This window comes from Lacticaseibacillus manihotivorans DSM 13343 = JCM 12514 (assembly GCF_001435035.1).
GTDB lineage: Bacteria > Bacillota > Bacilli > Lactobacillales > Lactobacillaceae > Lacticaseibacillus > Lacticaseibacillus manihotivorans.
Genome location: NZ_AZEU01000246.1, coordinates 1 through 23,063, shown reverse-complemented (window position 1 = coordinate 23,063; position 23,063 = coordinate 1). Strand labels below are relative to the sequence as shown.

21 protein-coding genes are annotated in these 23,063 nt (G+C 48.2%); 19 read left to right on the top strand and 2 right to left on the bottom strand.

The features are described 5' to 3' along the window. Positions 1–33 precede the first annotated feature (33 nt). Both FD01_RS12935 and FD01_RS12930 read right to left on the bottom strand, forming a co-directional pair. A complete protein-coding gene (locus FD01_RS12935; RefSeq protein ID WP_056964706.1) occupies positions 34–648 on the bottom strand; it encodes an alpha/beta hydrolase in 615 nt (204 codons plus the stop codon). Beyond that, positions 645–1,604: a VOC family protein gene (locus FD01_RS12930; RefSeq protein WP_054716702.1), complete on the bottom strand. Its 960-nt coding sequence runs from the start codon at positions 1,602–1,604 to the stop codon at positions 645–647. The genes FD01_RS12935 and FD01_RS12930 overlap by 4 nt, the downstream gene beginning before the upstream one ends. Before the next feature lie 140 nt (positions 1,605–1,744). On the opposite strand from FD01_RS12930, the gene FD01_RS12925 reads away from it, so the two are divergent. The 19 genes from FD01_RS12925 (at position 1,745) to trpA (ending at position 22,782) form a co-directional block, all read left to right on the top strand. Next, positions 1,745–2,269, top strand: coding sequence for a YqeG family HAD IIIA-type phosphatase (locus FD01_RS12925; RefSeq protein WP_191981529.1), 525 nt, complete (start codon positions 1,745–1,747; stop codon positions 2,267–2,269). Beyond that, a complete protein-coding gene (gene yqeH / locus FD01_RS12920) occupies positions 2,262–3,371 on the top strand; it encodes a ribosome biogenesis GTPase YqeH (protein WP_056964702.1) in 1,110 nt (369 codons plus the stop codon). The genes FD01_RS12925 and yqeH overlap by 8 nt, the downstream gene beginning before the upstream one ends. An 11-nt stretch (positions 3,372–3,382) precedes the next feature. Next, on the top strand, positions 3,383–3,694 hold the full coding sequence (locus FD01_RS12915) for a YhbY family RNA-binding protein (RefSeq protein WP_054716706.1): 312 nt from the start codon (positions 3,383–3,385) through the stop codon (positions 3,692–3,694). 9 nt (positions 3,695–3,703) lie between these two features. Continuing rightward, complete coding sequence (locus tag FD01_RS12910; protein WP_404820693.1) at positions 3,704–4,360, top strand: nicotinate-nucleotide adenylyltransferase; 657 nt, start codon at positions 3,704–3,706, stop codon at positions 4,358–4,360. Next, a complete protein-coding gene (gene yqeK / locus FD01_RS12905; protein ID WP_054716709.1) occupies positions 4,347–4,949 on the top strand; it encodes a bis(5'-nucleosyl)-tetraphosphatase (symmetrical) YqeK in 603 nt (200 codons plus the stop codon). Before FD01_RS12910 ends, yqeK begins: the two co-directional genes overlap by 14 nt. Before the next feature lie 3 nt (positions 4,950–4,952). Beyond that, complete coding sequence (gene rsfS, locus FD01_RS12900) at positions 4,953–5,309, top strand: ribosome silencing factor (RefSeq protein WP_056964698.1); 357 nt, start codon at positions 4,953–4,955, stop codon at positions 5,307–5,309. Beyond that, positions 5,309–6,046: a class I SAM-dependent DNA methyltransferase gene (locus FD01_RS12895; protein WP_056964696.1), complete on the top strand. Its 738-nt coding sequence runs from the start codon at positions 5,309–5,311 to the stop codon at positions 6,044–6,046. The genes rsfS and FD01_RS12895 overlap by 1 nt, the downstream gene beginning before the upstream one ends. Before the next feature lie 2 nt (positions 6,047–6,048). After that, positions 6,049–7,188, top strand: coding sequence for a nucleotidyltransferase (locus FD01_RS12890; protein ID WP_056964694.1), 1,140 nt, complete (start codon positions 6,049–6,051; stop codon positions 7,186–7,188). Positions 7,189–7,196: 8 nt separating this feature from the next. Beyond that, entirely contained in the window at positions 7,197–7,754 is a 558-nt protein-coding gene (locus FD01_RS12885) for a YceD family protein (RefSeq protein ID WP_056964692.1), read from the top strand. A gap of 167 nt (positions 7,755–7,921) precedes the next feature. Next, a complete protein-coding gene (gndA, locus tag FD01_RS12880) occupies positions 7,922–9,346 on the top strand; it encodes an NADP-dependent phosphogluconate dehydrogenase (protein ID WP_056964691.1) in 1,425 nt (474 codons plus the stop codon). A 430-nt stretch (positions 9,347–9,776) separates the two neighbouring features. After that, positions 9,777–10,463, top strand: a complete 687-nt coding sequence (locus tag FD01_RS12875) for a response regulator transcription factor (protein WP_056964689.1) — start codon at positions 9,777–9,779, stop codon at positions 10,461–10,463. Beyond that, the gene (locus tag FD01_RS12870; RefSeq protein WP_056964687.1) at positions 10,460–12,031 is read left to right on the top strand and encodes a HAMP domain-containing sensor histidine kinase; all 1,572 of its coding nucleotides are present in this window, start codon (positions 10,460–10,462) and stop codon (positions 12,029–12,031) included. The genes FD01_RS12875 and FD01_RS12870 overlap by 4 nt, the downstream gene beginning before the upstream one ends. A gap of 245 nt (positions 12,032–12,276) precedes the next feature. Next, on the top strand, positions 12,277–16,776 hold the full coding sequence (locus tag FD01_RS12865; protein ID WP_056964685.1) for a YhgE/Pip family protein: 4,500 nt from the start codon (positions 12,277–12,279) through the stop codon (positions 16,774–16,776). A gap of 37 nt (positions 16,777–16,813) precedes the next feature. Continuing rightward, positions 16,814–17,269, top strand: coding sequence for a MarR family winged helix-turn-helix transcriptional regulator (locus FD01_RS12860; protein ID WP_225436151.1), 456 nt, complete (start codon positions 16,814–16,816; stop codon positions 17,267–17,269). Between the two features lie 1,169 nt (positions 17,270–18,438). Next, positions 18,439–19,458, top strand: coding sequence for an anthranilate phosphoribosyltransferase (gene trpD, locus FD01_RS12855; protein ID WP_054716747.1), 1,020 nt, complete (start codon positions 18,439–18,441; stop codon positions 19,456–19,458). Continuing rightward, positions 19,455–20,237 carry an indole-3-glycerol phosphate synthase TrpC gene (gene trpC / locus FD01_RS12850; protein ID WP_056964683.1) on the top strand — a complete coding sequence of 261 codons (783 nt, stop codon included), beginning with the start codon at positions 19,455–19,457 and terminating at the stop codon, positions 20,235–20,237. Before trpD ends, trpC begins: the two co-directional genes overlap by 4 nt. After that, positions 20,234–20,818 carry a phosphoribosylanthranilate isomerase gene (locus tag FD01_RS12845; protein WP_054716750.1) on the top strand — a complete coding sequence of 195 codons (585 nt, stop codon included), beginning with the start codon at positions 20,234–20,236 and terminating at the stop codon, positions 20,816–20,818. Before trpC ends, FD01_RS12845 begins: the two co-directional genes overlap by 4 nt. A gap of 4 nt (positions 20,819–20,822) precedes the next feature. Beyond that, positions 20,823–22,016 (top strand): tryptophan synthase subunit beta, encoded by a 1,194-nt coding sequence (trpB, locus tag FD01_RS12840; RefSeq protein ID WP_056964680.1) that lies wholly within the window; start codon positions 20,823–20,825, stop codon positions 22,014–22,016. Beyond that, complete coding sequence (gene trpA, locus FD01_RS12835) at positions 22,009–22,782, top strand: tryptophan synthase subunit alpha (RefSeq protein ID WP_054716752.1); 774 nt, start codon at positions 22,009–22,011, stop codon at positions 22,780–22,782. Before trpB ends, trpA begins: the two co-directional genes overlap by 8 nt. The last annotated feature ends 281 nt before the right edge of the window (positions 22,783–23,063 follow it).

The following is a 23,063-nucleotide window of genomic DNA, read 5'->3' as shown; positions in this document are numbered from 1 at the left end:
CCCCTCCTTGAACATCCGGTTTTGGACTTGGTTTCATAGAACTTTAGACGTTACCAGAATTGTGTTTAACCAACGCGACGTTGCATTGAGTTCTGCTTGGATCAACGCATGGCCGCGACGATGGGAATAAGTGGCGACAGCGGCAAAAGCATGGGTGAATTGTGATTGGAGTTGGACGAAGTTTTCCTTCGTACTATAAGGATCCCCACTGCCATGCGTCAACCATACCCGAGTATTGAATAAACGCCGAGTTGGTGCCATTGCTGAAATTGACACGGGATGAAGCAGGATCGCATCGCGCCAAGGGACGATTTGATGCAACATGGCAAAAGCGGCGATGTTGGCCCCGTTGGAGTAGCCAAGCACGATCGCGTGTTGTGGATCGCGATGATGCGAAGCTAACATCTGGGTCAGCTCGCCAGTCAGCCAAGTGGCTTGAATTTTGGCATCTTCAAGGTCAAAGCCACCATCCGCAGTGTGCGCAAAGTATCGCGTTTGATCATGTTCCACGACGCGTCCGCCTAACGCCAAGCGTGCAGCATTTGGCGCTAGAAATTTGGCAATGGGCATTAAGTCACGTTCTGAGCCGCCGGTGCCGTGCAATAAAATCAAGGTCGTGTCACTGTTGCCTGGCTCAAAAATCGTCATTTGACGTCACCTTCTTCAAAAGTTGGCAAGTTGGCCAGAATTTGTTCGCGCTGTGAGGTTAAAAAAGGCGGTAAAATCAAATGCTGTCCAGCTGTGTCCTCAGGCTCATCTTGGAAGAATCCCGGTCCTTTGGTCGCGATTTCAAACAAAAGTTGCGGACCAGGGCGAAAATAATCGGATTGAAAGTAAAACCGGTTGACGATCCCTGAGTGCGGCAGATTAAATTTGGCTAAGGCAGTTGTCCATTGTTGCAAGCTGGTGAGATCTTCAGTGATGAAAGCAACGTGATGCACCATCCCAAAACCCGCTTGCGTCAACGGTTCCGGTTTTGTCGCTAGGATCACTTGTTGACTGTGCCCGCCAATGCCTAGGGCAAATAACTGTTTTGACCCATCCGTCGCCAATAAATGACAGCCAAGCATGTCGGTTAAGACAAACGCCAGCCGGTCGGCATTGATCACGTTGATGGTGATCGGGCCTAAGCCTTTGATCGCCATATCCAAGGGCACTGAACTGTGCGTCCAAGGCTGACTGCGTGCTGGCGATGTCTCGTACCGATCTGAGATGAGTTGATAAACTTGGGCATCCGCGTCGTTAAATTCCAAACCGGCATCGCCAAATTGGGTCACCCGGGAAGATTCGATGCCGCTTGCGGCCAAGCGGTCAGCCCATTGCAATAAGGCGTCATCATTGGGAACGCGGAAACTGATTTTAGCGATCAGATTCGTCCCGCGAACTGCAGACTTTTGATGCGGGAAAAAGAAAAAGGTGAGATCAGTGCCTGGCGTGCCAACATCATCAGTGAAATAAAAGTGATACGTGTCGAGCTGATCTTGATTGACGGTTTGTTTGATCAATCGCAGGCCAAGCACTTGCGTCATCAACTGATAGGTGGCTTGCACATCACTGGCCATGGCGGTGACGTGATGCAAGCCGAGCAATGGGGGTAAAGGCATCGAGAAGACCTCCTTTTTTTCTTTAACTTAAGTGTACACGCTTATTTTCCAAAAGGCGATTTTCGAGCATGGCATCGGTGGGCAACGCCTTTTATCTTTGTTATAATAGGTTAGATATGCAAAGAAACGGAGGCCCATGTGTGGCAGTAATTAAACCAACGTGGCTGGTGCAAGCGGTGTATGGATTAACCCCTTCGCACTTGCAACAACAAGGCATCAAAGCGGTATTGTGTGACTTGGATAACACCTTGATCGCTTGGAACAATCCAGACGGCACCAAGCAACTGCATGACTGGCTCAATGAAATGCAACAAGCGGGCTTGATCGTGATGGTGGTGTCGAACAACAATCATGATCGCGTCAAGCGCGCGTTAGCCAAACTCGAATTACCTTTTGTCTCACGCGCCTTGAAACCCTTACCAGTAGGCATCAATCGGGCAATCAAGCAGCTCGGGTTAAAGCGTAGCGAAGTGGTGATGGTCGGCGATCAATTGTTGACCGATGTGTTAGCGGGCAATGTCGCGCGGATCAAAACGATCCTCGTGCAACCGCTGGTGGAAACCGATGCTTGGAACACGCGGATCACGCGCTTTTTTGAACGCGGGGCGTTTTGGTTGTTAGGCGGCAAAAGTCGCTTAACTTATAGGGAGGACATTAATGACTGAAGAATTGCGCTGTATTGGTTGCGGGGCTTTATTACAAACCGAAGATCCGCAGAAAGCGGGCTACTTGCCGGCCTCAAGCTTGGCGAAAATCCAAGCGGATCCAGATGCAGAAGTCTATTGCCAACGGTGCTTTCGCTTGCGGCATTACAACGAAGTCCAAGATGTTGAGTTAACTGATGACGACTTTTTGAACTTGTTGAATGCTTTAGGGCAAAGTGATGCGTTGATCGTCAATGTCGTGGACATTTTCGACTTCAACGGTTCTGTGATCCCCGGCTTACACCGCTTTGTCGGTGACAACCCAGTGATCCTCGTCGGCAATAAAGCAGACGTGCTGCCTAAATCCGTCAATCCGCGCAAGCTGACCAATTGGTTGACGCAAGCGGCGCATGCCCAAGGCTTACGGCCAGTGGCGACGATGCTCACTTCCGCCAAAAAAGGCAAAATGATTGATGAACTCCTCGATACCATTGAAAAGTATCGTGAAGGTCGCGATGTCTATGTCGTCGGCGTCACCAACACTGGTAAGTCGACGTTGATCAATCAAATCATCAAGCGCCTGACTGGGGTACAAGAATTGATCACCACCTCACGCTTCCCAGGCACGACGTTAGACCGGATCGAAATTCCATTATCTGATGGCAAAGCCTTGATCGACACCCCAGGGATCATTCATCGCGGGCAAATGGCGCATTATATCGATACCAAAGATTTGAACTTAGTGGCGCCAACTAAGCCGATCCGGCCGGCGGTTTATCAATTGAACCCAGGCCAAACGATTTTCTTAGCGGGTTTGGCACGCTTTGATTTCTTGCGCGGCAAACGGTCAGGCTTTACGATTTACGTCGACAACCAATTGCTTTTGCACCGCACGAAATTAGAAAATGCGGATGCTTTTTATGAAAAGCACAAAGCAGGATTACTGCAGCCACCGCGTCCCAACGCTGATTTTCCAGAACTCGTGCGCTTTGAATTCACCCCGAAGCAAAAATCCGACTTGGTTTTTGCCGGTCTCGGATGGATCGTGGTGCCAGCTGGTGTGACGGTGGCAGGTTGGGCCCCTAAAGGCGTCGATGTCTTGATTCGCAAAGCATTAGTTTAAAGGAGAATATGATGTTAACAGGGAAACAAAAGCGTTACTTACGCAGTTTAGCGATGACGCAAAAGCCATTGATCAATGTTGGCAAAAATGGCGTGTCGGAGACTTTCATCGATGGCGTCAAAGCCGCCCTTGAAGCGCGCGAAATGATCAAAATCAGTTTGTTGCCAGCCACTGAAGACACCCCAAAGTCTGTCGGCGAGGCTTTACAAGAGGCGATCCCAGGGATGGATATCGCCCAAACCATCGGCCGTTCCTTAGTGGTTTACAAGCGCGCCTTTGATCCAGAAAACCGCAAGCTTTCGGCGGAACTGGCCAAACTGTAGGCGAGCATCATGGGGACATTCATGAAAGCGACCACGTTGACGCATCCGGTGATCACCGCGCGTGAATCTGTGCAGATCTTAGGCCCACGCCGCAAACAAGTCGCCTTGTTTGGCGGGACTTTTAATCCGATTCACAACGGGCATTTGATCATGGCTGAAGCTGTGGGGACGCAACTAGGGTTGAAGCAAGTCTGCTTTATGCCAGACAACCAACCGCCACACGTCGATCATAAAGACGCCTTGCCTGCCAGTCAACGCTTAGCGATGTTGGAATTGGCGATCAAAGATAATCCGTTATTTGGGTTGGAGCTTTGTGAATTGGAACGCGGTGGGGTGAGTTACACTTACGACACCATGGTCGATTTGAAAAAATTACATCCCGATACCGATTACTTTTTCATCATCGGGGCGGATATGGTCGAATACTTGCCCAAGTGGTATCGCATCAATGACTTGGTGAAGTTAGTGACGTTTGTCGGCGTCAAACGGCCTGGTTATACGCCGGAAAGTCCTTACCCGATCGTGTGGGTGGATGCGCCGATCATTGAAATTTCCTCAACTCAGATTCGAGAACGAGTGGCCAGCGGTCAAAGCATTCGCTATTTGGTGCCTGATGCCGTGCGCCACTATATTAAGAAAGAAGGATTATATCTTGGCGACCATTGAATACCCGAGTCAATTGACCAACGGGCAGTCGCGGGCCAGCATTTTAGCCTTACTGCAAAATCGGTTAAGTCCTGAACGCTATCAACACTGCTTGCGCGTTGAGCAAACCGCGCGAGAATTGGCTGAACGCTTCGGCGAAGACGTCGATCGTGCCGGCCTGGCTGGATTGCTTCATGACTATGCCAAAGAAATCTCCAAAACCGATTACATCGATGTGATCAAACGCAACGGCTTTGATTTGGATCTTTTGCATTACAATCGCGGGATCTGGCATGGTATCGTTGGCACTTGGTTTATCAAACAAGAAGTCGGCGTCACCGATCATTTGGTGATTCAAGCCATTGAACATCACACCACTGGCGATCCGAACATGTCGACGCTCGATCAAATCATTTTTGTGGCGGATTTCATTGAACCTGAACGCAAATTAGAAGCTGAGGTCAAAGCCCGCGCTGCCGCGAAAACCAATATGCGCGAAGCCACGTTGATCGAACTGGAAAACACTTTGAGCTATTTGATCTCAAATCGCCAAATCGTGTATCCCAAAACTTTACTGACGTATAATGCATTTATTCAACCAAAGGAGTAATCCATGGATAAAACCCAATTACTAGAAACTATCGTCAAAGCCGCTGATGACAAGCGCGCCGAAGACATCGTCGCTTTAGATATGGAAGGCGTGTCTTTGTTGGCAGATTATTTTGTCATCATGAACGGGAATTCTGAACGCCAAGTCCAAGCCATTGTTGACGGGGTCGAAGATGCTGTGATGGCCGCTGGTGGCAACCAACCCCGTATCGAAGGCAAAAAAGGCTCTCGCTGGATGTTGATGGACTTCAACGACATCGTGGTGCATGTCTTTGTGCCAGAAGAACGCGAATTTTACAACTTGGAGAAGCTTTGGTCTGACGCGCCTTTAGTTGACGTGCAACAATGGGTCACTGACTAATGATTTATTCCAGTTTCGCGCAAGTCTATGACACCTTAATGGATGACTCGCTTTACTTGCGCTGGCGCGATTACGTGCAAAAACGCGTCCCTGCTCATGGGCAAAAATTATTAGAATTGGCTGGCGGCTCTGGTAGTTTGGCATTACTGCTGCAAGATGCCGGCTATGATGTCGCGTTGTTTGACTTGTCTAGCGAAATGCTTGATCTCGCCGAAGCCAAACTGGTCGATCAAAATAAGCAAATGCTGTTGATGCAAGGGGACATGCGCGAACTCGATGGCATTGAACCGGTGTCTGTGGTCACCTGCTTTGACGATTCGCTTTGCTACATGCCAGATCTTGAAAATGTCCGCAAAGTGTTTGCATCAGTTTATGGGGTGCTTGAAGCTGGTGGGGACTTTATGTTTGATGCGCATTCCTTGCATCAAATCGATGATGTCTTTCCCGGTTACATGTATAACTATCAAACTGAAGACTATGCGTTCATGTGGAGTAGTTATGCTGGCGACTTGCCACATACCGTCGAACATGATTTGACGTTTTTTGTTTACGATGAAGACCTCGATGCTTACCACCCGATGCAAGAAACTCATCACGAGCGGACTTATCCGATCGCAGACATCGTCGCGCAGTTGAAAGCAGTCGGCTTTGTTGAGATCGAAGTCTCAGCTGATTTTGGCGAAAAAGCGGTCGATGATCAGGACACGCGCTGGTTCTTCCACGCGAAAAAGGCGTAATCATGCAAGCAGTGGGGATGATCGCAGAATTTAATCCGCTGCATAATGGACATGTCTATGCACTCGCTGAAGCCCGGCGGCGTGCCAAGGCTGATGTTGTCGTCGTGGCCATGTCAGGTAACTTTGTTCAGCGTGGCGAACCGGCTATCCTAGATAAGTGGGCGCGCGCCAAAGCTGCGTTGCAATGCGGCGCTGACTTGGTGATCGAGTTGCCCGTGTTTGATGCGGTGCAAGCCGCCCCGCAATTTGCTACCGGTGGGGTCGCCATCATGCAAGCACTAGGGGTAACGCGTTTGGCCTTTGGCACCGAAGCCGCAGACGTGGATTATCAAGCTGCCGCTGAAAAGTTGCAAGCGGCCAAGTTAGATGAAGCGGGTTTTCAAGACTGCACACAAACTTATGCGACTCAGCTCAATCAACAATATCGCGCCGCAACTGGCCTAGACCTCGCCCAACCGAATTTGTTGTTAGGCATGAGCTATGCGCAAGCGAATTTGCGATTGCACGCTGGTTTGAAATTGTTGGCGATTCCGCGCGTCGGCGTCAAACATGATGCTGAACACGCCCAAGCGCAATTTGCCAGTGCCAGTCATTTGCGCGAGTTGATCGCTACGGGCCAATCGGTTGCTGATTGGATGCCGCAAGCCTCACTGGCAAGCCTAGATTCCCCACATTATACTTGGGCGCAATTGTTTCCTTATTTAAAATATCGCTTGTTGACGGCAAGCCTAGCTGAACTGGAACAGATCAGCGGCATGAGCGAAGGCTTGCAGTATCGCTTGAGCCAACAGATCGCCGAGGCGGGGTCGTTTGAAGCGTTTATGTCTGCAATCAAGTCCAAGCGCTATACTTATGCCAGGTTGCGCCGGTTATGCTTAAATGTCGTGTTGAACCTGACCCAAGCGCAAGTCGACGCCGCGCAACAAAACCGCTTTTTACATGTCTTAGGATTTACCAAAGCTGGGCAAGCGTACTTGCATCAAGTCAAAAAATCAGTTGGTTTACCTTTGATCGTGAAACCGACTGCTGCGCAATTAACGCCTAAAGGTTTGATGGCGACGCAACAACAAGCAGATAATCTGATCACTTTCCTCGGCGCACCTGACCAAAATTATGGTCGGGTCCCATATCGTTTCGATTAGGAGGTACTATGCTTAAATTTACTGTTGCCGATTTGGCAAAATATAAACACACCCCGATGCATGTTCAAGAAACTTTGGACGTGAAAGCAGACTTATTGGCGCGCGATCCTGAAATTTTAGACGCCACGCCAATGCAACTGGACGCATACTTAAGCGCCGATGATGGTGACTTTTTATTGTCTGCCACCATTAAAGGTGAACTCACCGTGCCGTCGACGCGGTCGTTGACCCCAGTGAAGTTGCCACTTGATTTCACTTTCAGCGAAATTTACGTGACTGATGACGCCGCTCGGGAAAAATATCAAGACGGCGAATTGGTGATCACCCTAGAAGATGATGAATTGGATCTCGGCGCTGCCGTTTTGGATCACATCGTCTTGAGCATTCCCATGAAGATCTTGACGCCGGAAGAAGAACAAGGCGCCAACATGCCCAAAGGCGAAGATTGGGAAGTAGTCTCAGAAGATGATTTTGCTGCCACCAAAGCCAAAGAAAATGAAAAGAATTCACCTTTTGCTGGACTCCAAGGGTTGTTTGACGACAACGACTCCGATCAAAAAGATTAATTTTCAGCAAGTCGCGTCAGGCCCAAGGGTCTGGCGTTTTTTATTGGCGCGATTTTTGGTGAATGCAGGTGCGATTTGATGCTGTGCTACTTTTAATCTGTGCTTAATTCTGCTACCATGAAAGGGTACGAAGTTGCGCTTTTTTGCGTATTAGGAGGCAATATTTAATGGATAAACCGACAATTGGCGTCATTGGCATGGCCGTGATGGGGAAAAACCTGGCTTTAAACATCGAAAGCCGCGGCTACACCGTCGCCATTTATAACCGTACCGCCAGCAAAACCGAAACTGTGGCCAAAGACCACGCAGATAAAAAATTAGTCCCAAGCTACACGATCGAAGACTTTGTGGCTAGTTTGGAAAAGCCTCGCCGTATCATTTTGATGGTCAAAGCTGGGGCCGGCACGGATGCCGTGATCGCCCAATTAGTGCCATTATTGGACAAAGGCGATATCTTGATCGATGGTGGGAACACCAACTTCCACGATACCCGTCGGCGCAACAAAGATCTTGCCAACTCCGGTATCAACTTCATCGGCATGGGCGTTTCCGGTGGTGAACTCGGGGCTTTGCAAGGCCCAAGTTTGATGCCAGGTGGCCAACGTGAAGCGTATGATTTAGTGGCACCAGTTTTAAACCAAATCGCAGCCAAAGTTGACGAAGATGGTTCTGCTTGTGTTGCTTACATCGGCCCAGACGGTGCGGGTCACTATGTCAAAATGGTCCACAACGGCATCGAATATGGCGATATGGAATTGATCGCCGAAGCTTATAACTTGTTGCGCAACTTTGTGGGCTTGGATATGGATGAAATCGCCAAAGTCTTTGCTGACTGGTCCAAAGGTGAATTGCATTCCTACTTGATTGACATTACCGCTGAGATCTTGACTCGCAAAGATGATCTCGGCTCCGACAAGCCGATCGTTGACGTGATCTTAGATCGTGCCGGCAACAAAGGCACTGGTAAGTGGAGCTCTCAATCCGCTGCTGAACTCGGTGTGCCACAATCTGTGATCACCGAATCCTTGTACGCGCGCTACATTTCCGCAATGAAAGACGAACGTGTCGCCGCAAGCAAAGTCTTGCCAAAGCCAGTTGGTAACGTCGCAGTCGGTGACAAAGCTGAAGCCATCGAAATGATCCGCAAAGCTTTGTACTTCTCCAAGTTGATGAGTTATGCGCAAGGCTTTGAACAAATGCGTGTCGCTTCTGAACATTACAATTGGGACTTGAACTACGGTGAAATCGCCTCGATTTGGCGTGCTGGTTGCATCATCCGCGCCCAATTCTTGCAAAACATCACCAACGCCTACGAAAAAGACCCAGCCTTGAAGAACTTGTTGCTTGATGACTACTTCATCGACATCACCAAGAACTATCAAGAAGCTGTGCGTGATTTAGTTGGCTTGGCTGCTAAAGCTGGCGTACCAGTGCCTGGCTTTATGGCGGCCATTTCTTACTACGATTCTTATCGCAGCGAAGTCTTGCCTGCTAACATGATCCAAGCCCAACGCGATTACTTCGGTGCCCACACTTATGAACGTACCGATCGCGACGGGATGTACCATTACACTTGGTATACTGAACAGTAAGATTTTTATACAAACAAAGCGGCGTGTGTGTGCGATAGATCAACGATCTGTCGGTGAACACATGCCGCTTTTTTGTATATTTCGGTACTATTTCGCCTGTGGATGCGGTACATTATGCGGTACCGGATTTTTTGTACCGACATTGTTTTTAAAACTTGATGATTGCTAAATTGGAATAGACCAGTGAAACAAGAAATAGTAAGCATCTATGATAAATTCAATTTGGTATAGGCCAACTCATTTTACCAGAATGTTTTCCTTTTCCTTGTGGCAAACACTCTTAAGAACAACTGTGATAGTCAGGTTAAAAAATCTATGTTACAATGGCACAAGCAACGTTTTGCATGAGAAAAGCAAGACGACGAGGCGCGACAAGATGAGAATTTTGTCATCGCCTCAAAATAGGTGAAAATGACAAAGGAGTCCAATCATGAGCCGAATTTTAATTATTGAAGATGAGAAAAACCTCGCGCGCTTCGTCGAACTGGAATTGAAGCACGAAGGTTACGAAACTGCTGTGCACTTTAATGGGCGTACAGGCCTTGAAGCAGCATTAAGCGAAGACTGGGATGCCATCTTGCTTGACTTGATGTTACCAGAATTGAATGGTTTGGAAGTTTGCCGCCGCGTACGCCAAACCAAAAACACGCCGATCATTATGATGACTGCCCGTGATTCTGTGATCGACCGCGTTTCTGGGTTAGACCATGGCGCCGATGACTATATCGTCAAGCCCTTCGCCATTGAAGAATTGCTGGCGCGTTTACGTGCTTTGCTGCGTCGTATCAGCATTGAAGGCGAACATAATGCCGCTAAGCAAACCACGTTGACTTATCGCGACTTGACCATTGAAAAAGAAAACCGCGTGGTCCGTCGTGGCGATGACATTATCGAATTGACTAAGCGTGAATACGAATTGCTGTTGACGTTAATGGAAAACATCAATGTGGTCTTAGCGCGTGATGTCTTGTTGTCCAAAGTTTGGGGCTACAACTCAGACGTTGAAACCAATGTCGTCGATGTTTATGTCCGCTACATTCGCAACAAGATCGATCGTGCCGGTGAGCCAAGTTATATCCAAACCGTTCGGGGAACCGGTTACGTCATGCGCTCGTGATTCCCGAACCGCAAACGAAACCTAGACGTCGCTTACCATTAGCGGTTAAGTGGACGGCAGTAGTTGGGGTGGGCATTTTCGTGACGTTTTTGGTGTTTTCGTTGGTGCTTTATGGCGCGACTGGTCGGATTTTGAGGTCGCAAGAACAGCGCACCTTACAAGATACCTTAAGCGCCGTTGAGCAGCGATTGTCCCCAATCGCCTCTAAGCTCACCGTGGATAATGTCACCCCACTGCTTGAAGTGGACGGCAGTGATTATCAAACTAGCGCCGGGACGGGTGTGTCGCTGGTTGGCGGCAATGATGAATCGGTTTTTGCGGATTCTGTCATTCAAAAGCTTTCCCGTGCTGACGTATCACTAGCAGTTTATAGTAACAAAGGCATCGAATTATACAGTACGCGCAGTGAAGATCAGCCTTTGGTGAAAACCAAAACCACCACGTACAAAATGATCAAAAAAGGTAGCTTCAACGGCATGATCGTTTCAGCGCCGATCGTTTCCAGCACTACTGGCAAACATCTCGGTTACGTGCAGATCACTGATCGCATGCAGGCAACACATGCGACGATGCGCCGGTTGATGAACATGATTTTGATCCTCAGCGGGGTGGCCTTATTGGTTTCCCTGTTGATGGGCTTTATCATGTCCCGTCGCTTCTTGAAGCCGATTCGCTCCATCACCAAAACCATTGCGGTGGTAAATGACGAACCACAATCGGACGTGCGGATCCCGCAACTCAAACAAAACGACGAACTCAGTGATTTAGTCAATGAGTTCAACGGGATGCTTGATCGCATCCAGCGCTTCATCGATCAACAAGCCGTGTTTGTCACCGATGTGTCGCATGAATTGCGGACGCCAGTGGCCATTTTGGAAGGGCATTTGCAGCTCTTGAATCGCTGGGGCAAAGATGATCCCGAAGTTTTGGATGAATCGTTGGCTGCCAGCTTGCAAGAAGTCACGCGCATGAAGTCTTTGATCCAAGAAATGTTGGATCTCACCCGTGCTGATCAAGTAGATGTCCAATTCCCCAATGCAGTGTTGGATCTCAACCAGCTCGTTGAACAAGTGGTCAATGATTTCACCATGATCCATCCTGATTTTGTGTTCATCTTGGATAATGACTTGCAAGGACCAGTTTGGGTGCGGATGTATCGCAACCATTTGGAACAAGTCTTGATCATCTTGTTAGACAATGCGGTTAAATATTCAACCACGCGCAAGGAAATTCATGTGTCTGCAGCGACCAATACCGATGGTGCGGCCATTGCCGTGCAAGACTTCGGTGAAGGCTTGTCCAATGAAGATCGCCAACGCGTTTTCAATCGCTTCTATCGTGTGGACAAAGCGCGTTCGCGTGAAAAAGGTGGCAATGGGTTAGGCTTATCGATCGCCCAACAGCTGATTGAAAGCTATCACGGTGAGATTTCGGTTGATTCTGCTTTAGGGCATGGGTCCAGTTTCCGCATCGATTTGCCAACCATTACGCCGGATGTGGCTGAGCATTTGCAAAGCATTGCCGATGCCCAAGCCCCGGAAAATCCTTTCAAAGATAGTCAGTTATAGCCTTAAGCCTCAACTCGATCATGAGTTGAGGCTTTTTGTTGTATTCGTTTTCTGTAATTCAGTGACCCACAAATGCCGAAATATTAGGCTTTTACTGGGATATTATGCGTAAACTATTCATCTTTTCTTGACATTGTTTTAAAAAAGTCGCATATTTAACTTCATGTTAACGGCATATACAATCTATGCCGTCAACACGATACCCCGTGAATGGTATCGACTAAAGAAAAGGAGTTGACAAGCAAGTGATCAAGCGAGAGTTGAAGCTGATCACCGCCCATAAGGGGTTAATGTGGGCGATGATCGCGGTGATTTTGATTCCATTTTTCTACTCGTTTTGCTTTTTGACGAGTGCGTGGGATCCTTATGGCAATACTGGCAAGATTCCAGTCGCTGTCGTGAATCTCGATGAGCCTGCCACTTTAGAGGGCAAAAAAATTCAAGCCGGGGCAGATACGGTGGCGCAACTGCATGACGATTCGCAATTGGAATGGCATTTCGTCAGTGCCGCTCAAGCTGCCAAAGGGCTTAAAGATAACAAATATTATACTGTGGTGACGATTCCCAAGGACTTTTCCAAGGATGCCGCAACAGTACTCGACGCTCAGCCCAAACAGATGAAACTTACATACGAAACCAATGGTTCATTGAACTATGTTTCTGAGATCATCAGTCAAGTGGGTGTCGATCGTTTAAATAGCAAAATCAAAGAACAACTCACCACGGCGTTTACCACTGAGTTGTTCAACAAAATCGGCACGATCGGTGGCAAGCTCAAAACTGCTGCCACCGGGGCCAAGAAACTCGATAACGGGATTTTACAGTACACAGATGGCGTCACCAAAGTTGATGGTGGCTTAACTACCTTGAACGATTCCGTCCCTGAATTATCGAGCGGGGTGCAACAACTCGCAGATGGTGGTAATAAACTCAACACCGGTGTTGGCCAATTGCAAGCCAAAGTGCCGGAATTAACCAATGGGGTGTCACAATTAACTGCTGGTGGTTCACAGTTATACACGGGCTTGGGGCAATTGCAAGCGAGCGTGCCCGCATTATCCAGCGGAGTCTCGCAACTGACAGCAGGCGGTACGCAATTGTATAACGGCTTAGGTCAATTGCAAGCTAAAGTGCCTGCATTGACCAGCGGAGTCTCGCAACTGACAGCAGGCGGCACACAATTGTATAACGGTTTAGGTCAACTACAAGGCAAAATTCCTGCATTGACCAGTGGTGTCTCACAACTCAACACTGGGGCCGCGCAGGTATACGCTGGAGAAATTCAAGAAACTGACGGTTTAAGTCAGCTCCAAGATAAAATTCCTGCTTTGTCCGATGGCGTTTTACAACTGACCCAAGGCAGTACAGATCTCTATAATGGTGAACTTCAAGAAACTGCGGGTTTAAGTGATTTAAATGCCCAAGTGCCAGTGTTGTCTGACGGTATCATCAAACTGACTGCCGGTGGTGTGAAGTTGACCAATGGCTTGGGGGATCTCCAACTCCAAGTCCCAGCATTGGCTGACGGGGTTGCGAAGTTAACTGTTGGTGCTGGTCAACTGACGAGTGGCTTAGGTGACTTACAGTTACAAATCCCGACACTTAAAGATGGCGTGGCCGAATTAACTGTTGGCGGCGCGAAATTAAAAGACGGTTTGAACGATTTAAATCTTCAAATGCCAGACTTGGCTAAGGGCGTCGATCAGTTAACCGATGGTGGAAGCCAGCTGAAGGACGGTTTAAGTCAGCTCCAAGACAAAGTGCCAAGTTTGTCTGACGGGGTTTCTCAACTTACCGACGGTGGGACTCAGTTAGCATCAGGGGCTTCTGATTTATCTGATGGTGTTGACCAATACGTCGAAGGCTCAGATCAATTGACGGATGGTATCAGTGTGTTGTACAGCAAGAGCATCGCCAACGACAATCAGAACTTGATGGATCTGGCTGATGGTTTGAAGACTTTGAATGGCAATGTCCCAGACTTGTCTAACGGGGTCAACCAATTAGACGATGGCATCAATCAAATCTATGCCAAAGTTGTGAAATCCGATGATGCCAAGAGCACCACTTTGGCATCGGGCATCAAGCAACTTTATGACGGCATTGAATCCTTGAAGTACTATACGTTGACTGAACGGAATAACAATCCTGATTTGCCAGATGGCATTGCGCAATTGAATACCAAGATGGCGAAGTTACTCAAGACAGTTCAATCTCAAAACACCTTGATGAGTTCTGCCTTTATGTCAGCTGATTTAGGGCTGGATCCATCAACGTTCGGTGTTACTGCTGAACAGTTGGGCTTGCCTGCAGGGTCAAAGGCTTATCCACTGTATCATTATGAAAAAGCCACGACTGCTGCTAAAACCCAATCCAATACGGATTTAACCGCATTAGGAACAGCCATCAACAACACCAAGGATGCAGCCGAAAAGAAAACCTTACAGGATGCATTAAGTAAGTTCAAGACGTCTTATCAAGCTGAACAAGATGCCAATGCGGCTCAATATTCTACGGCCAAAGGGTATCTCAGTTACGTGAAGACTTCCTTGAATGATAAAGGCACTGATGCTGAAGGCGATCCAACTGGTTTGATTTCAGCTATCCAAGCCTTCAGCACCAAGTTGAAGACTTTGGATAATGAAATGAATCATCCTGATGTCAGTGGTCACACAGCCTACAAGGATGCCGTTGACCAGTTAGACACCGGGTTACAACAACTCAATGATGCGGTTAATGTCGATAAGACCCCAGCAACTGCAGAAAATATGAGTTTGAATCAAGCCTTAACGCAAATGAAAGATGGTCTTGATCAATTAAAGAGCAAAGTGCCAACATTATCTGCTGGGGTTTCGGATCTTTATGAAGGCTCCAAGACCATTTACAACGGCACCACTGATCCAACGGGTGTCGATCAAAATGATTACACATTAACGCAAGCGCTGACTGCCTTAAACAATGGTGGCAAGAAGTTGTCGGAAAACTCGGCAGCACTTCAAGATGGCGCTAGCCAATTGAAAGCTGGTACGGCCAAATCATCCGATGGCTTGAACGTGTTGAATGCCAGTGTGCCAACATTGACCGCCGGCGTCCATGATTTATATACCGGCTCAGTTCAAGAATCTGATGGGTTAACGAACCTCAACGGTAAGATCCCTGCGTTAGTTTCAGGTGTCAGCCAGCTTTACACTGGCTCTAGCCAACTTAGCGATGGTCTGAATCAATTAAACGGTAAAGTGCCAGCATTAGAATCAGGCGTGAGCCAACTTTACACTGGATCGACTCAACTCAATGATGGGTTAATCGAATTGAACGGTAAAGTGCCAGCACTGGTTTCAGGTGTCAGCCAACTTTATTCTGGTTCAAGCGATTTGAGTAATGGCTTAACCACCTTGAATGGGAACGTACCGGCATTGGCTTCAGGTGTCAGTCAACTTTACACTGGTTCCGTGAAGTTGACTGATGGGTCTGCCCAATTGCAAAGTGGTTTGACTCAGCTCAACGGGCAAGTGCCAACACTAGCAACGGGTGTGAGTCAACTTTATCAAGGCTCTGTCAAACTTACTGATGGTTCAAAACAAGTAAGTACTGGTTTGACCCGGTTAAATGGTCAAGTGCCAGCCCTTGCAACAGGTGTGAGTCAACTTTACACCGGTTCGGCCCAAGAAAGTGCTGGTTTGACCCAGTTGAATGGTCAAGTGCCAGCCCTTGCATCCGGTGTGAGCCAACTATATACCGGCTCCGCTCAAGAGAGTGCCGGCTTAAATGAATTGAACGGTAAAGTACCAGCACTGTCATCTGGTGTGAGCCAACTCTACACTGGCTCTGGTCAATTAAACACTGGCTTGAATCAGTTGAATAGCAAGGTTCCAGCTTTGGCATCTGGCGTGAGTCAACTCTACACCGGCTCGGGTCAATTAAGCACCGGCCTGAATCAATTGAATGATCAAGTGCCAACCTTGAGTTCTGGCGTTAAGCAACTGAAGTCTGGCACTAGCCAGTTAGTTGCCAACAACAAAGAACTCACTGACGGGACTGGCCAATTGTCCACTGGCTTGTCAGATGGCTATAAACAAGTCGTCGCGACGAAACTGACGAAGCTCACGGCCAAAATGTTTGCCGCACCTTCCAAAGACGTCCAAAAGAAATACACGAGCGTCAAGAACTATGGCGCTGCCTTAGCACCTTACGTTCTGGCTTTGGCCATGTTCGTTGCGATCATCATTTTCAACTTTGCTTATCCAATGAAGCGCAAAGATGATGATGACTCAACGGTGATTTCTTGGTTAGGTGGCAAGATCCTTGTCGGGACCTTAGTGGCGATTGCCGCAGCATTAGTTGAAGCAACCTTGATGTTGATCGTCGGCTTACCAGTCGCTCACATCTTCGGCTACTATGCGATGACGATCTTGTTCGCCTTGTCTGCAATGTACTTGACGCAAGTGTTGAATCTCGCATTCAACCGCGTCGGCATTTTCATCGCGTTAGGGTTATTGACGCTGAGTGGTTCCGGTGGCTTATTCCCAGCCCAAACCATCAGCCCGCTTTATGAAAGTACGCAGAAATTCCTGCCGATGACTTATGCGATCAATGGTTATCGTGAAGCAATTTCTGGTGGGATCGCTGGTGGTACCGTGGTATCTAGCGTCTTCGTTTTGATCGTGGTGGCCTTGTTGTCCTTGCTCTTGATGATTCCTGCAGTTGGGTTACAATCAAAGTGGAATCACACAAGCGCAAATGATTAAAATGTGATACTCTATATCCAATAGGGGGAATATGATAATGGCCGAAACCGACTTGTTAGAAGCATATATCGAAGTCTACTTCAAAGCGTTTAAGTACGTGGGTGACTTGATCTCAGAGCCGATGAAGGCGGATGGGATCTCGTTTGAACAATTCTTGATCATGCGTGATCTAGCGGCAGGACAAGAATTAGGTTTATCCGAAATTGCCAAAAAGCGTGGCGTTACGCGCGCGGCGATTTCTCGGCAGATCAAGACCCTATTGGGAAAAGATACCATTACCCAAGAACGCGATGCCGTCGATCGCAGACGTTTATATCTGCGGTTGACTGATCACGGCGAAGAAGTGACAGCGCGGATCAATAAAGTGATTCACAAACGCTTCTATGACTGGGTCGACACGCTGGGTGAGCAAGATGCGCATGAGTTACTGCAGATCATGCGGCGGGTTGGCGAAACCATCATTGCCAAAGATAAAGCAGAACGCGGGGAATAACTGAAAAGGCGGTATGCAGTCAAATTGGATTGCATACCGCTTTTTGTATGGCGTGAAAAAATCAAAAAGCATAGCAAGGCACAACAAATCCACGAAACAGTTGCCTGCTTCGTGGACCTGTGGCTTTAACGCCGATTCAATTACGTTCATGCAGTTCAACTCATTATTGCTCAAGCCCGTTTCTGCGAAGCCCTGGGGGATTGGCCCTAGACCGCTTTGAGTGCTAATCAGCTTTGCACTGCCTTTGGCACGCAGACGCCTGCTTGCTTCCCATGTCACCATGAGGATTTCACCCCGGCTGTCTCCTGGTATGAGTCCCATCAGGACCCTTCACTGTGCCGGCACTTTGGAACTAGAGATCCAGTAGAACTCGACAGTTGAGCCCAGTCTGCTGCGGGATCGTCTCTTGAGTTTAGCGGGCACTTCCGCCCGTCGCGAAGTGGTACGGTCAGCCTGCGCTAAGCTGATCACTCCTCCTAGTTAATAATGTACCACCACGAAAGCGGAAATACAAGAAAAAAGATGAAATTGTTTAGTGACTTGATAACGCAAAATTATGTTGCAAAATTTCAATCATCTTTAAACGATTTGCGTAAATCTTCGCGTGATGCATGCGATGATGTTCATTCAACGCGTGATCGTTACGTTCCCAAATCGAATTGGTATAGTCAGATTAGAACCAGCCTGTGAGACAGTGATTCATTAACGTCTGAAACTTTTTTCACGAAAAAAGATTAAAAACACGTTGACAAAAGATGAGAAAGAGATTATCTTATTCACAGCAAAACAAGTTCGTCCATAAACCGTTGAGATGGAGATCAAGATCATTGTGCACGCACAGAGAGCGGCCGTTGCTGGGAATGCCGTAGAACGCAGGTGATTAAATGGACCATCGAGGGACGCCCCAAAAGCTTTTGCAAGTCAGGGTGTACGTCAGGTATACGTCAGTTACCGGGAGAGTGTTAGCTCTTCGCCAAGTGGGGGTATAGGCTTTTTTTAGATACCCAATTAAGGTGGCACCGCGGAATAATCCGTCCTTAAACAGCATGACTGTTTATGGGCGGATTTTTTGTATTCTATGAAAACAGGTGACCACAATGATGAACAAACGATGGCAACGCTTAGGAAAATGTTGAACGCCACTCAGACATTCCTAGGAGGGAACCCTTATGTTAAACGAAACGATCGCACACTTAGTCAACCATACTGATCTAACTTTTGATGAAACCAAAGCCGCTCACAACGAACTGTTACATGGCGAAGTTGATCCCAGCCTCATTGCCAGTTACTTAACCGCAATGGCTGAAAAAGGCGCCACTGCCACTGAAATTGCTGGTGCTGCCGATTCGATGCGCAGCAACGCCACCAAGTTTGATCCTGAAGAACCAGTGCTTGAAGTCGTCGGTACTGGTGGTGATCATGCCAACACCTTCAACATTTCCACCACATCGATGTTTGTCATCGCTGCCGCTGGTGCTGACATTGCCAAGCATGGCAACCGCGCCGCTTCATCTAAGTCTGGTGCCGCTGATGTCTTAGAAGCATTGGGTTACAACATCAACGCCTCAGTTGAAGCGTCTGAAGCTTTGTTGCATCAATATCACGCTTGCTTCTTATTTGCGCAAAAGTATCATGCCGCGATGCGCTTCGTCGGCCCGACTCGTAAGTTGCTCGGCTTCCCAACCATTTTCAATTTGATCGGTCCACTGGCCAACCCCGCTAAGCCAACTTATCAATTGCTCGGTGTTTACCGCGAAGATTTAATGAAGCCAATGGCCGATGCGTTGATTCAATTAGGCGTCAAACGCGGCATGGTCGTCCATGGTGAAGATGGGTTGGATGAAGTCACTGCCACTGGCAAGACGGATGCATTGGTGATCGACAACGGTCAAATCACAGCGCGCACTATCGACCCTCATGATTATGGGTTCGACTATGCTGCCAAAGCCGATCTCGTCGGCGGCACGCCTGCTGAAAATGCCCAAATCACCCGCAACATTTTAGCTGGTAACCCAGGTCCTAAGACAGATGCGGTGTTACTCAATGCCGGTGTCGCCTTGTACATCGTGGGCAAAGCCGATTCCATCACCAAAGGCATTGCGTTAGCTAAACAAACGATCACTGACGGCAAAGCCACAGCCTTGTTGGACGATTTGATCAAAGCGTCCAATCAAGAGGTGAGTGCATGATCTTAGATGACTTAGTCGCTGCGACTACCGCCCGCATCCAACGTGAAAAAAAGCTGATCAGCTTAGCGACTTTGCAGCAACAAGTCGCTGAGGTTCATCCGGTCAACAAACCGAGTTTCATTGCGAGCTTGGATGATCATTTTGGCATCATCGCCGAAGTGAAAAAAGCGTCACCGTCTAAAGGCTTGATCGCCAAAGATTTTCCGTTTTTAGGGATCGCGCGAGAATACACAAAAGCAGGCGTTGATGCCATCAGCGTGTTGACGGAACCAGATTATTTCAAAGGTGATCTTGAGTTCATGCATGAAATCGCCCAAGTGACCAGCAAGGCGGTGTTGCGCAAGGATTTTGTGATCGATCCTTACATGATTTATCAAGCCAAGATCCATGGCGCCAGCCTCGTATTGTTGATCGTCGCGATTTTATCGGATCAACAGCTGCATGACTATTATCAACTTGCGACTGAATTAGGTCTGGAAGTATTAGTCGAATGTCATGATGAAAGTGAAATTAAGCGGGCGTTGGCAGTACAGCCAAAATTGATCGGCGTCAACAATCGTGACTTGCGCGATTTCACCGTCGATATTCATCACTCGGAACAATTGCGTGAAAAGATTCCTACACACATCAAAGTGTTAGCCGAATCTGGCATCACCCAAGCCGCACAACTGAAAGAATTGAAACAACATGGCTTAAACGGGGTGTTGATCGGCGAAACCTTCATGCGCGCGCCTGATCGCCAAGCTATCATTCAACAATACAAGGAAGCAGTCTTATGACCCAAGTGAAAGTATGCGGCTCGACTAGCCTGGAAGACATTGCCATCATCAACCAAGAACATCCTGATTATGCCGGGTTCGTGTTAGCCGGCGGGCGGCATCATGTCTCTGATGATCAACTGCAAACCTTGACGGCAGCCCTTGATCCCACTATTTGTAAAGTCGCGGTTGTCGTCGAACCAGACTTACGCCACTTGATCCGGCTGCATGACCAACACTTGATCGATGCGGTCCAATTGCATCGCGTCAGCCGCAAGAAAACCATCGTCGCCTTACAACAAGCGGGGCTGATGGTGATTTCAAGAATCGATGTGTCTGCGCCGAGTACCGTGGCTGACATTGCGTTACTGGATGCCGGCGACGGATCAGGCGAAACCCTTTCTTGGAACGAATTGCCGCCAGTTGATCAACCGTTGATGTTAGCTGGGGGCTTGGATGGCAACAATGTTCAAACTGCGATCCAGGCCGTGCATCCCCAAATCGTCGATGCCTCCAGTCGCTTAGAAACCAATGGCCACAAAGATGCCAACAAAGTGCACGCTTTCGTTTCCGCGGTGCGTGCCATCAAAGAGGAGCTTTAATAATATGGAAGAAAAAATTGATAACCGGTTTGGCGAGTTCGGTGGCCAATATGTGCCAGAAACTTTAATGGCCAGCTTAGACAAGTTGACTGAATGTTTTGAAAATGCCAAACAAGATCCAACCTTTTATGAAGAATTTCACCGTTTGCTCAACGATTACGCTAACCGCCCATCGTTGCTGTATTACGCCAAGCGCATGACCGAAGACCTCGGCGGTGCCAAGATCTACTTAAAGCGCGAAGACTTGAACCATACCGGCGCGCACAAAATCAACAACGTGATCGGCCAAGTGCTGTTGGCCCGCCGTTTAGGTAAAACCCGCTTGATCGCTGAAACTGGCGCTGGTCAACACGGGGTGGCCACTGCCACCATCGCCGCCTTGTTTGGGATGAAATGTGAAGTGTTCATGGGTAAAGAAGATACTGAACGGCAAAAGCTCAATGTGTATCGCATGGAATTGCTCGGCGCCAAAGTTAATGCCGTTACGAGCGGCCAAGGGTTGTTGAAAGATGCTGTCAACGCGGCTTTACAAGACTGGGCAGCACATCCTGATGATACCTTTTACGTGATCGGCTCTGCCATGGGCCCAGCCCCTTATCCGGCGATGGTCCATGAGTTCCAATCCGTGATTTCAAAAGAAGCCAAAAAACAACTGCAAGAAGTTGAAGGCCGCCTGCCAGACGCCGTGGTTGCATGTGTTGGCGGTGGGTCCAATGCCATTGGCTCATTTGCAGATTTCATCGATGACCCATCTGTTGCGTTGTATGGGGTTGAAGCCGCTGGTGAAGGCGTGGGGACTGGTCATACTGCCGCCACGCTTGAAACTGGGACGCCAGGCATTTTCCATGGGATGAAGTCGATTTTCATGCAAAACAACGAAGGCCAAATCGCCAAAGTTTACTCGATTTCAGCTGGACTTGATTATCCAGGTGTCGGCCCAGAACACGCGGCGCTTGATGCAAGTGGTCGGGCGCATTATGTTGGCATCACTGACGATGAATCCGTTGACGCGTTTGAATATATTGCCAAAGAAGAAGGCATCATCGCGGCGGTTGAATCTTGCCATGCTGTCGCTTACGTGCAAAAGCTTGCGCCAACTATGCGCAAAGATCAAATCATTATCTGCACGCTATCAGGCCGTGGGGACAAAGATGTCGCACAAGTTGCTGCTTATCGGGGGGTCGATGTTCATGAGTAAATTACAAGACGTGTTTGAAAATCACAAAGCATTCATTCCATTTGTCACGGCTGGCGATCCTTCTGCGCAAGCCACCATCGATCAAGTGGTCGCATTAGCTAAAAATGGGGCGGACATCGTCGAACTCGGGGTGCCTTTCTCCGATCCGATCGCGGATGGTCCAGTGATCCAAGCTGCCGGGTTGCGGGCGTTTGCTGGCGGCATCACGGTGGATGGCGTGTTTGATATCGTCAAAGCGATCCGCGAACAAACCAACGTGCCATTAGTGTTCTTAACTTATGCCAACATTCCGTTTAAATATGGTTATGATGCGTTTTGCGCGCGGTGTGAAGAACTCGGGGTTTATGGATTGGTTATTCCCGATCTGCCTGAAGAAGAAGCCGACGAGATCTTGACTTACACCGAAAAACATAACGTCGATTTAATTCCATTGGTCAGTCCAACCTCTGGCCCTCGGTTGAAGAAGTTAGTGCGTTATGCCACTGGCTTCATCTATATCGTCTCAGCACTTGGGGTCACTGGTCAGCGTTCCAGCTTTGCCCAAAACTTGGACGACTTGATCGCCGACTTGCGCAAAGTCACCGATGCGCCGTTATGTGTCGGCTTTGGGGTCCATACACCAGAACAAGCTAAGAACTTGGCCAAGGTGGCCGATGGCGTGATCGTCGGGTCTGCCATCGTACAGTTAGCTCAAGATAGTGACGATGCCCCAAAAGCCGTTGGGGATTATACCAAAGCGATGGTTGAAGCGATTGCTGAAGCTTAAAGATTCAAAAGTTGAGCGTTTCTGGCTCAACTTTTTTTGTGCGTTTAGCGTCGAAAAATATGCCAAAACCAGTATGAAAATCATTTGAAAAATGCTAAAAAGCTCGTGAAAAATATCGCGATCATCAAAATATTCGTGTTTACTTAGCACTTTATGACGCTCAACAAATCGTGTTATCCGGGACTTATATGTAAGCGCTTAATTATTTGCGTATAAATTTTTAAATTAAGCCTGGATTATTCACCTCGGTATTTGGGACATGAAATCGCATCTGGCCGGTC

Bases quoted from the DNA above. Each gene is read 5' to 3' on its own strand.
- trpC (WP_056964683.1), top strand. From the start codon at position 19,455: ATGATCTTAGATGACTTAGTCGCTGCGACTACCGCCCGCATCCAACGT.
- trpD (WP_054716747.1), top strand. From the start codon at position 18,439: ATGTTAAACGAAACGATCGCACACTTAGTCAACCATACTGATCTAACT.
- FD01_RS12885 (WP_056964692.1), top strand. From the start codon at position 7,197: ATGCTTAAATTTACTGTTGCCGATTTGGCAAAATATAAACACACCCCG.
- FD01_RS12930 (WP_054716702.1), bottom strand. From the start codon at position 1,604: ATGCCTTTACCCCCATTGCTCGGCTTGCATCACGTCACCGCCATGGCC.
- FD01_RS12890 (WP_056964694.1), top strand. From the start codon at position 6,049: ATGCAAGCAGTGGGGATGATCGCAGAATTTAATCCGCTGCATAATGGA.
- FD01_RS12860 (WP_225436151.1), top strand. From the start codon at position 16,814: ATGGCCGAAACCGACTTGTTAGAAGCATATATCGAAGTCTACTTCAAA.
- gndA (WP_056964691.1), top strand. From the start codon at position 7,922: ATGGATAAACCGACAATTGGCGTCATTGGCATGGCCGTGATGGGGAAA.
- FD01_RS12895 (WP_056964696.1), top strand. From the start codon at position 5,309: ATGATTTATTCCAGTTTCGCGCAAGTCTATGACACCTTAATGGATGAC.
- FD01_RS12875 (WP_056964689.1), top strand. From the start codon at position 9,777: ATGAGCCGAATTTTAATTATTGAAGATGAGAAAAACCTCGCGCGCTTC.
- FD01_RS12915 (WP_054716706.1), top strand. From the start codon at position 3,383: ATGTTAACAGGGAAACAAAAGCGTTACTTACGCAGTTTAGCGATGACG.
- yqeH (WP_056964702.1), top strand. From the start codon at position 2,262: ATGACTGAAGAATTGCGCTGTATTGGTTGCGGGGCTTTATTACAAACC.
- FD01_RS12910 (WP_404820693.1), top strand. From the start codon at position 3,704: ATGGGGACATTCATGAAAGCGACCACGTTGACGCATCCGGTGATCACC.
- trpA (WP_054716752.1), top strand. From the start codon at position 22,009: ATGAGTAAATTACAAGACGTGTTTGAAAATCACAAAGCATTCATTCCA.
- FD01_RS12935 (WP_056964706.1), bottom strand. From the start codon at position 648: ATGACGATTTTTGAGCCAGGCAACAGTGACACGACCTTGATTTTATTG.
- trpB (WP_056964680.1), top strand. From the start codon at position 20,823: ATGGAAGAAAAAATTGATAACCGGTTTGGCGAGTTCGGTGGCCAATAT.
- FD01_RS12845 (WP_054716750.1), top strand. From the start codon at position 20,234: ATGACCCAAGTGAAAGTATGCGGCTCGACTAGCCTGGAAGACATTGCC.
- rsfS (WP_056964698.1), top strand. From the start codon at position 4,953: ATGGATAAAACCCAATTACTAGAAACTATCGTCAAAGCCGCTGATGAC.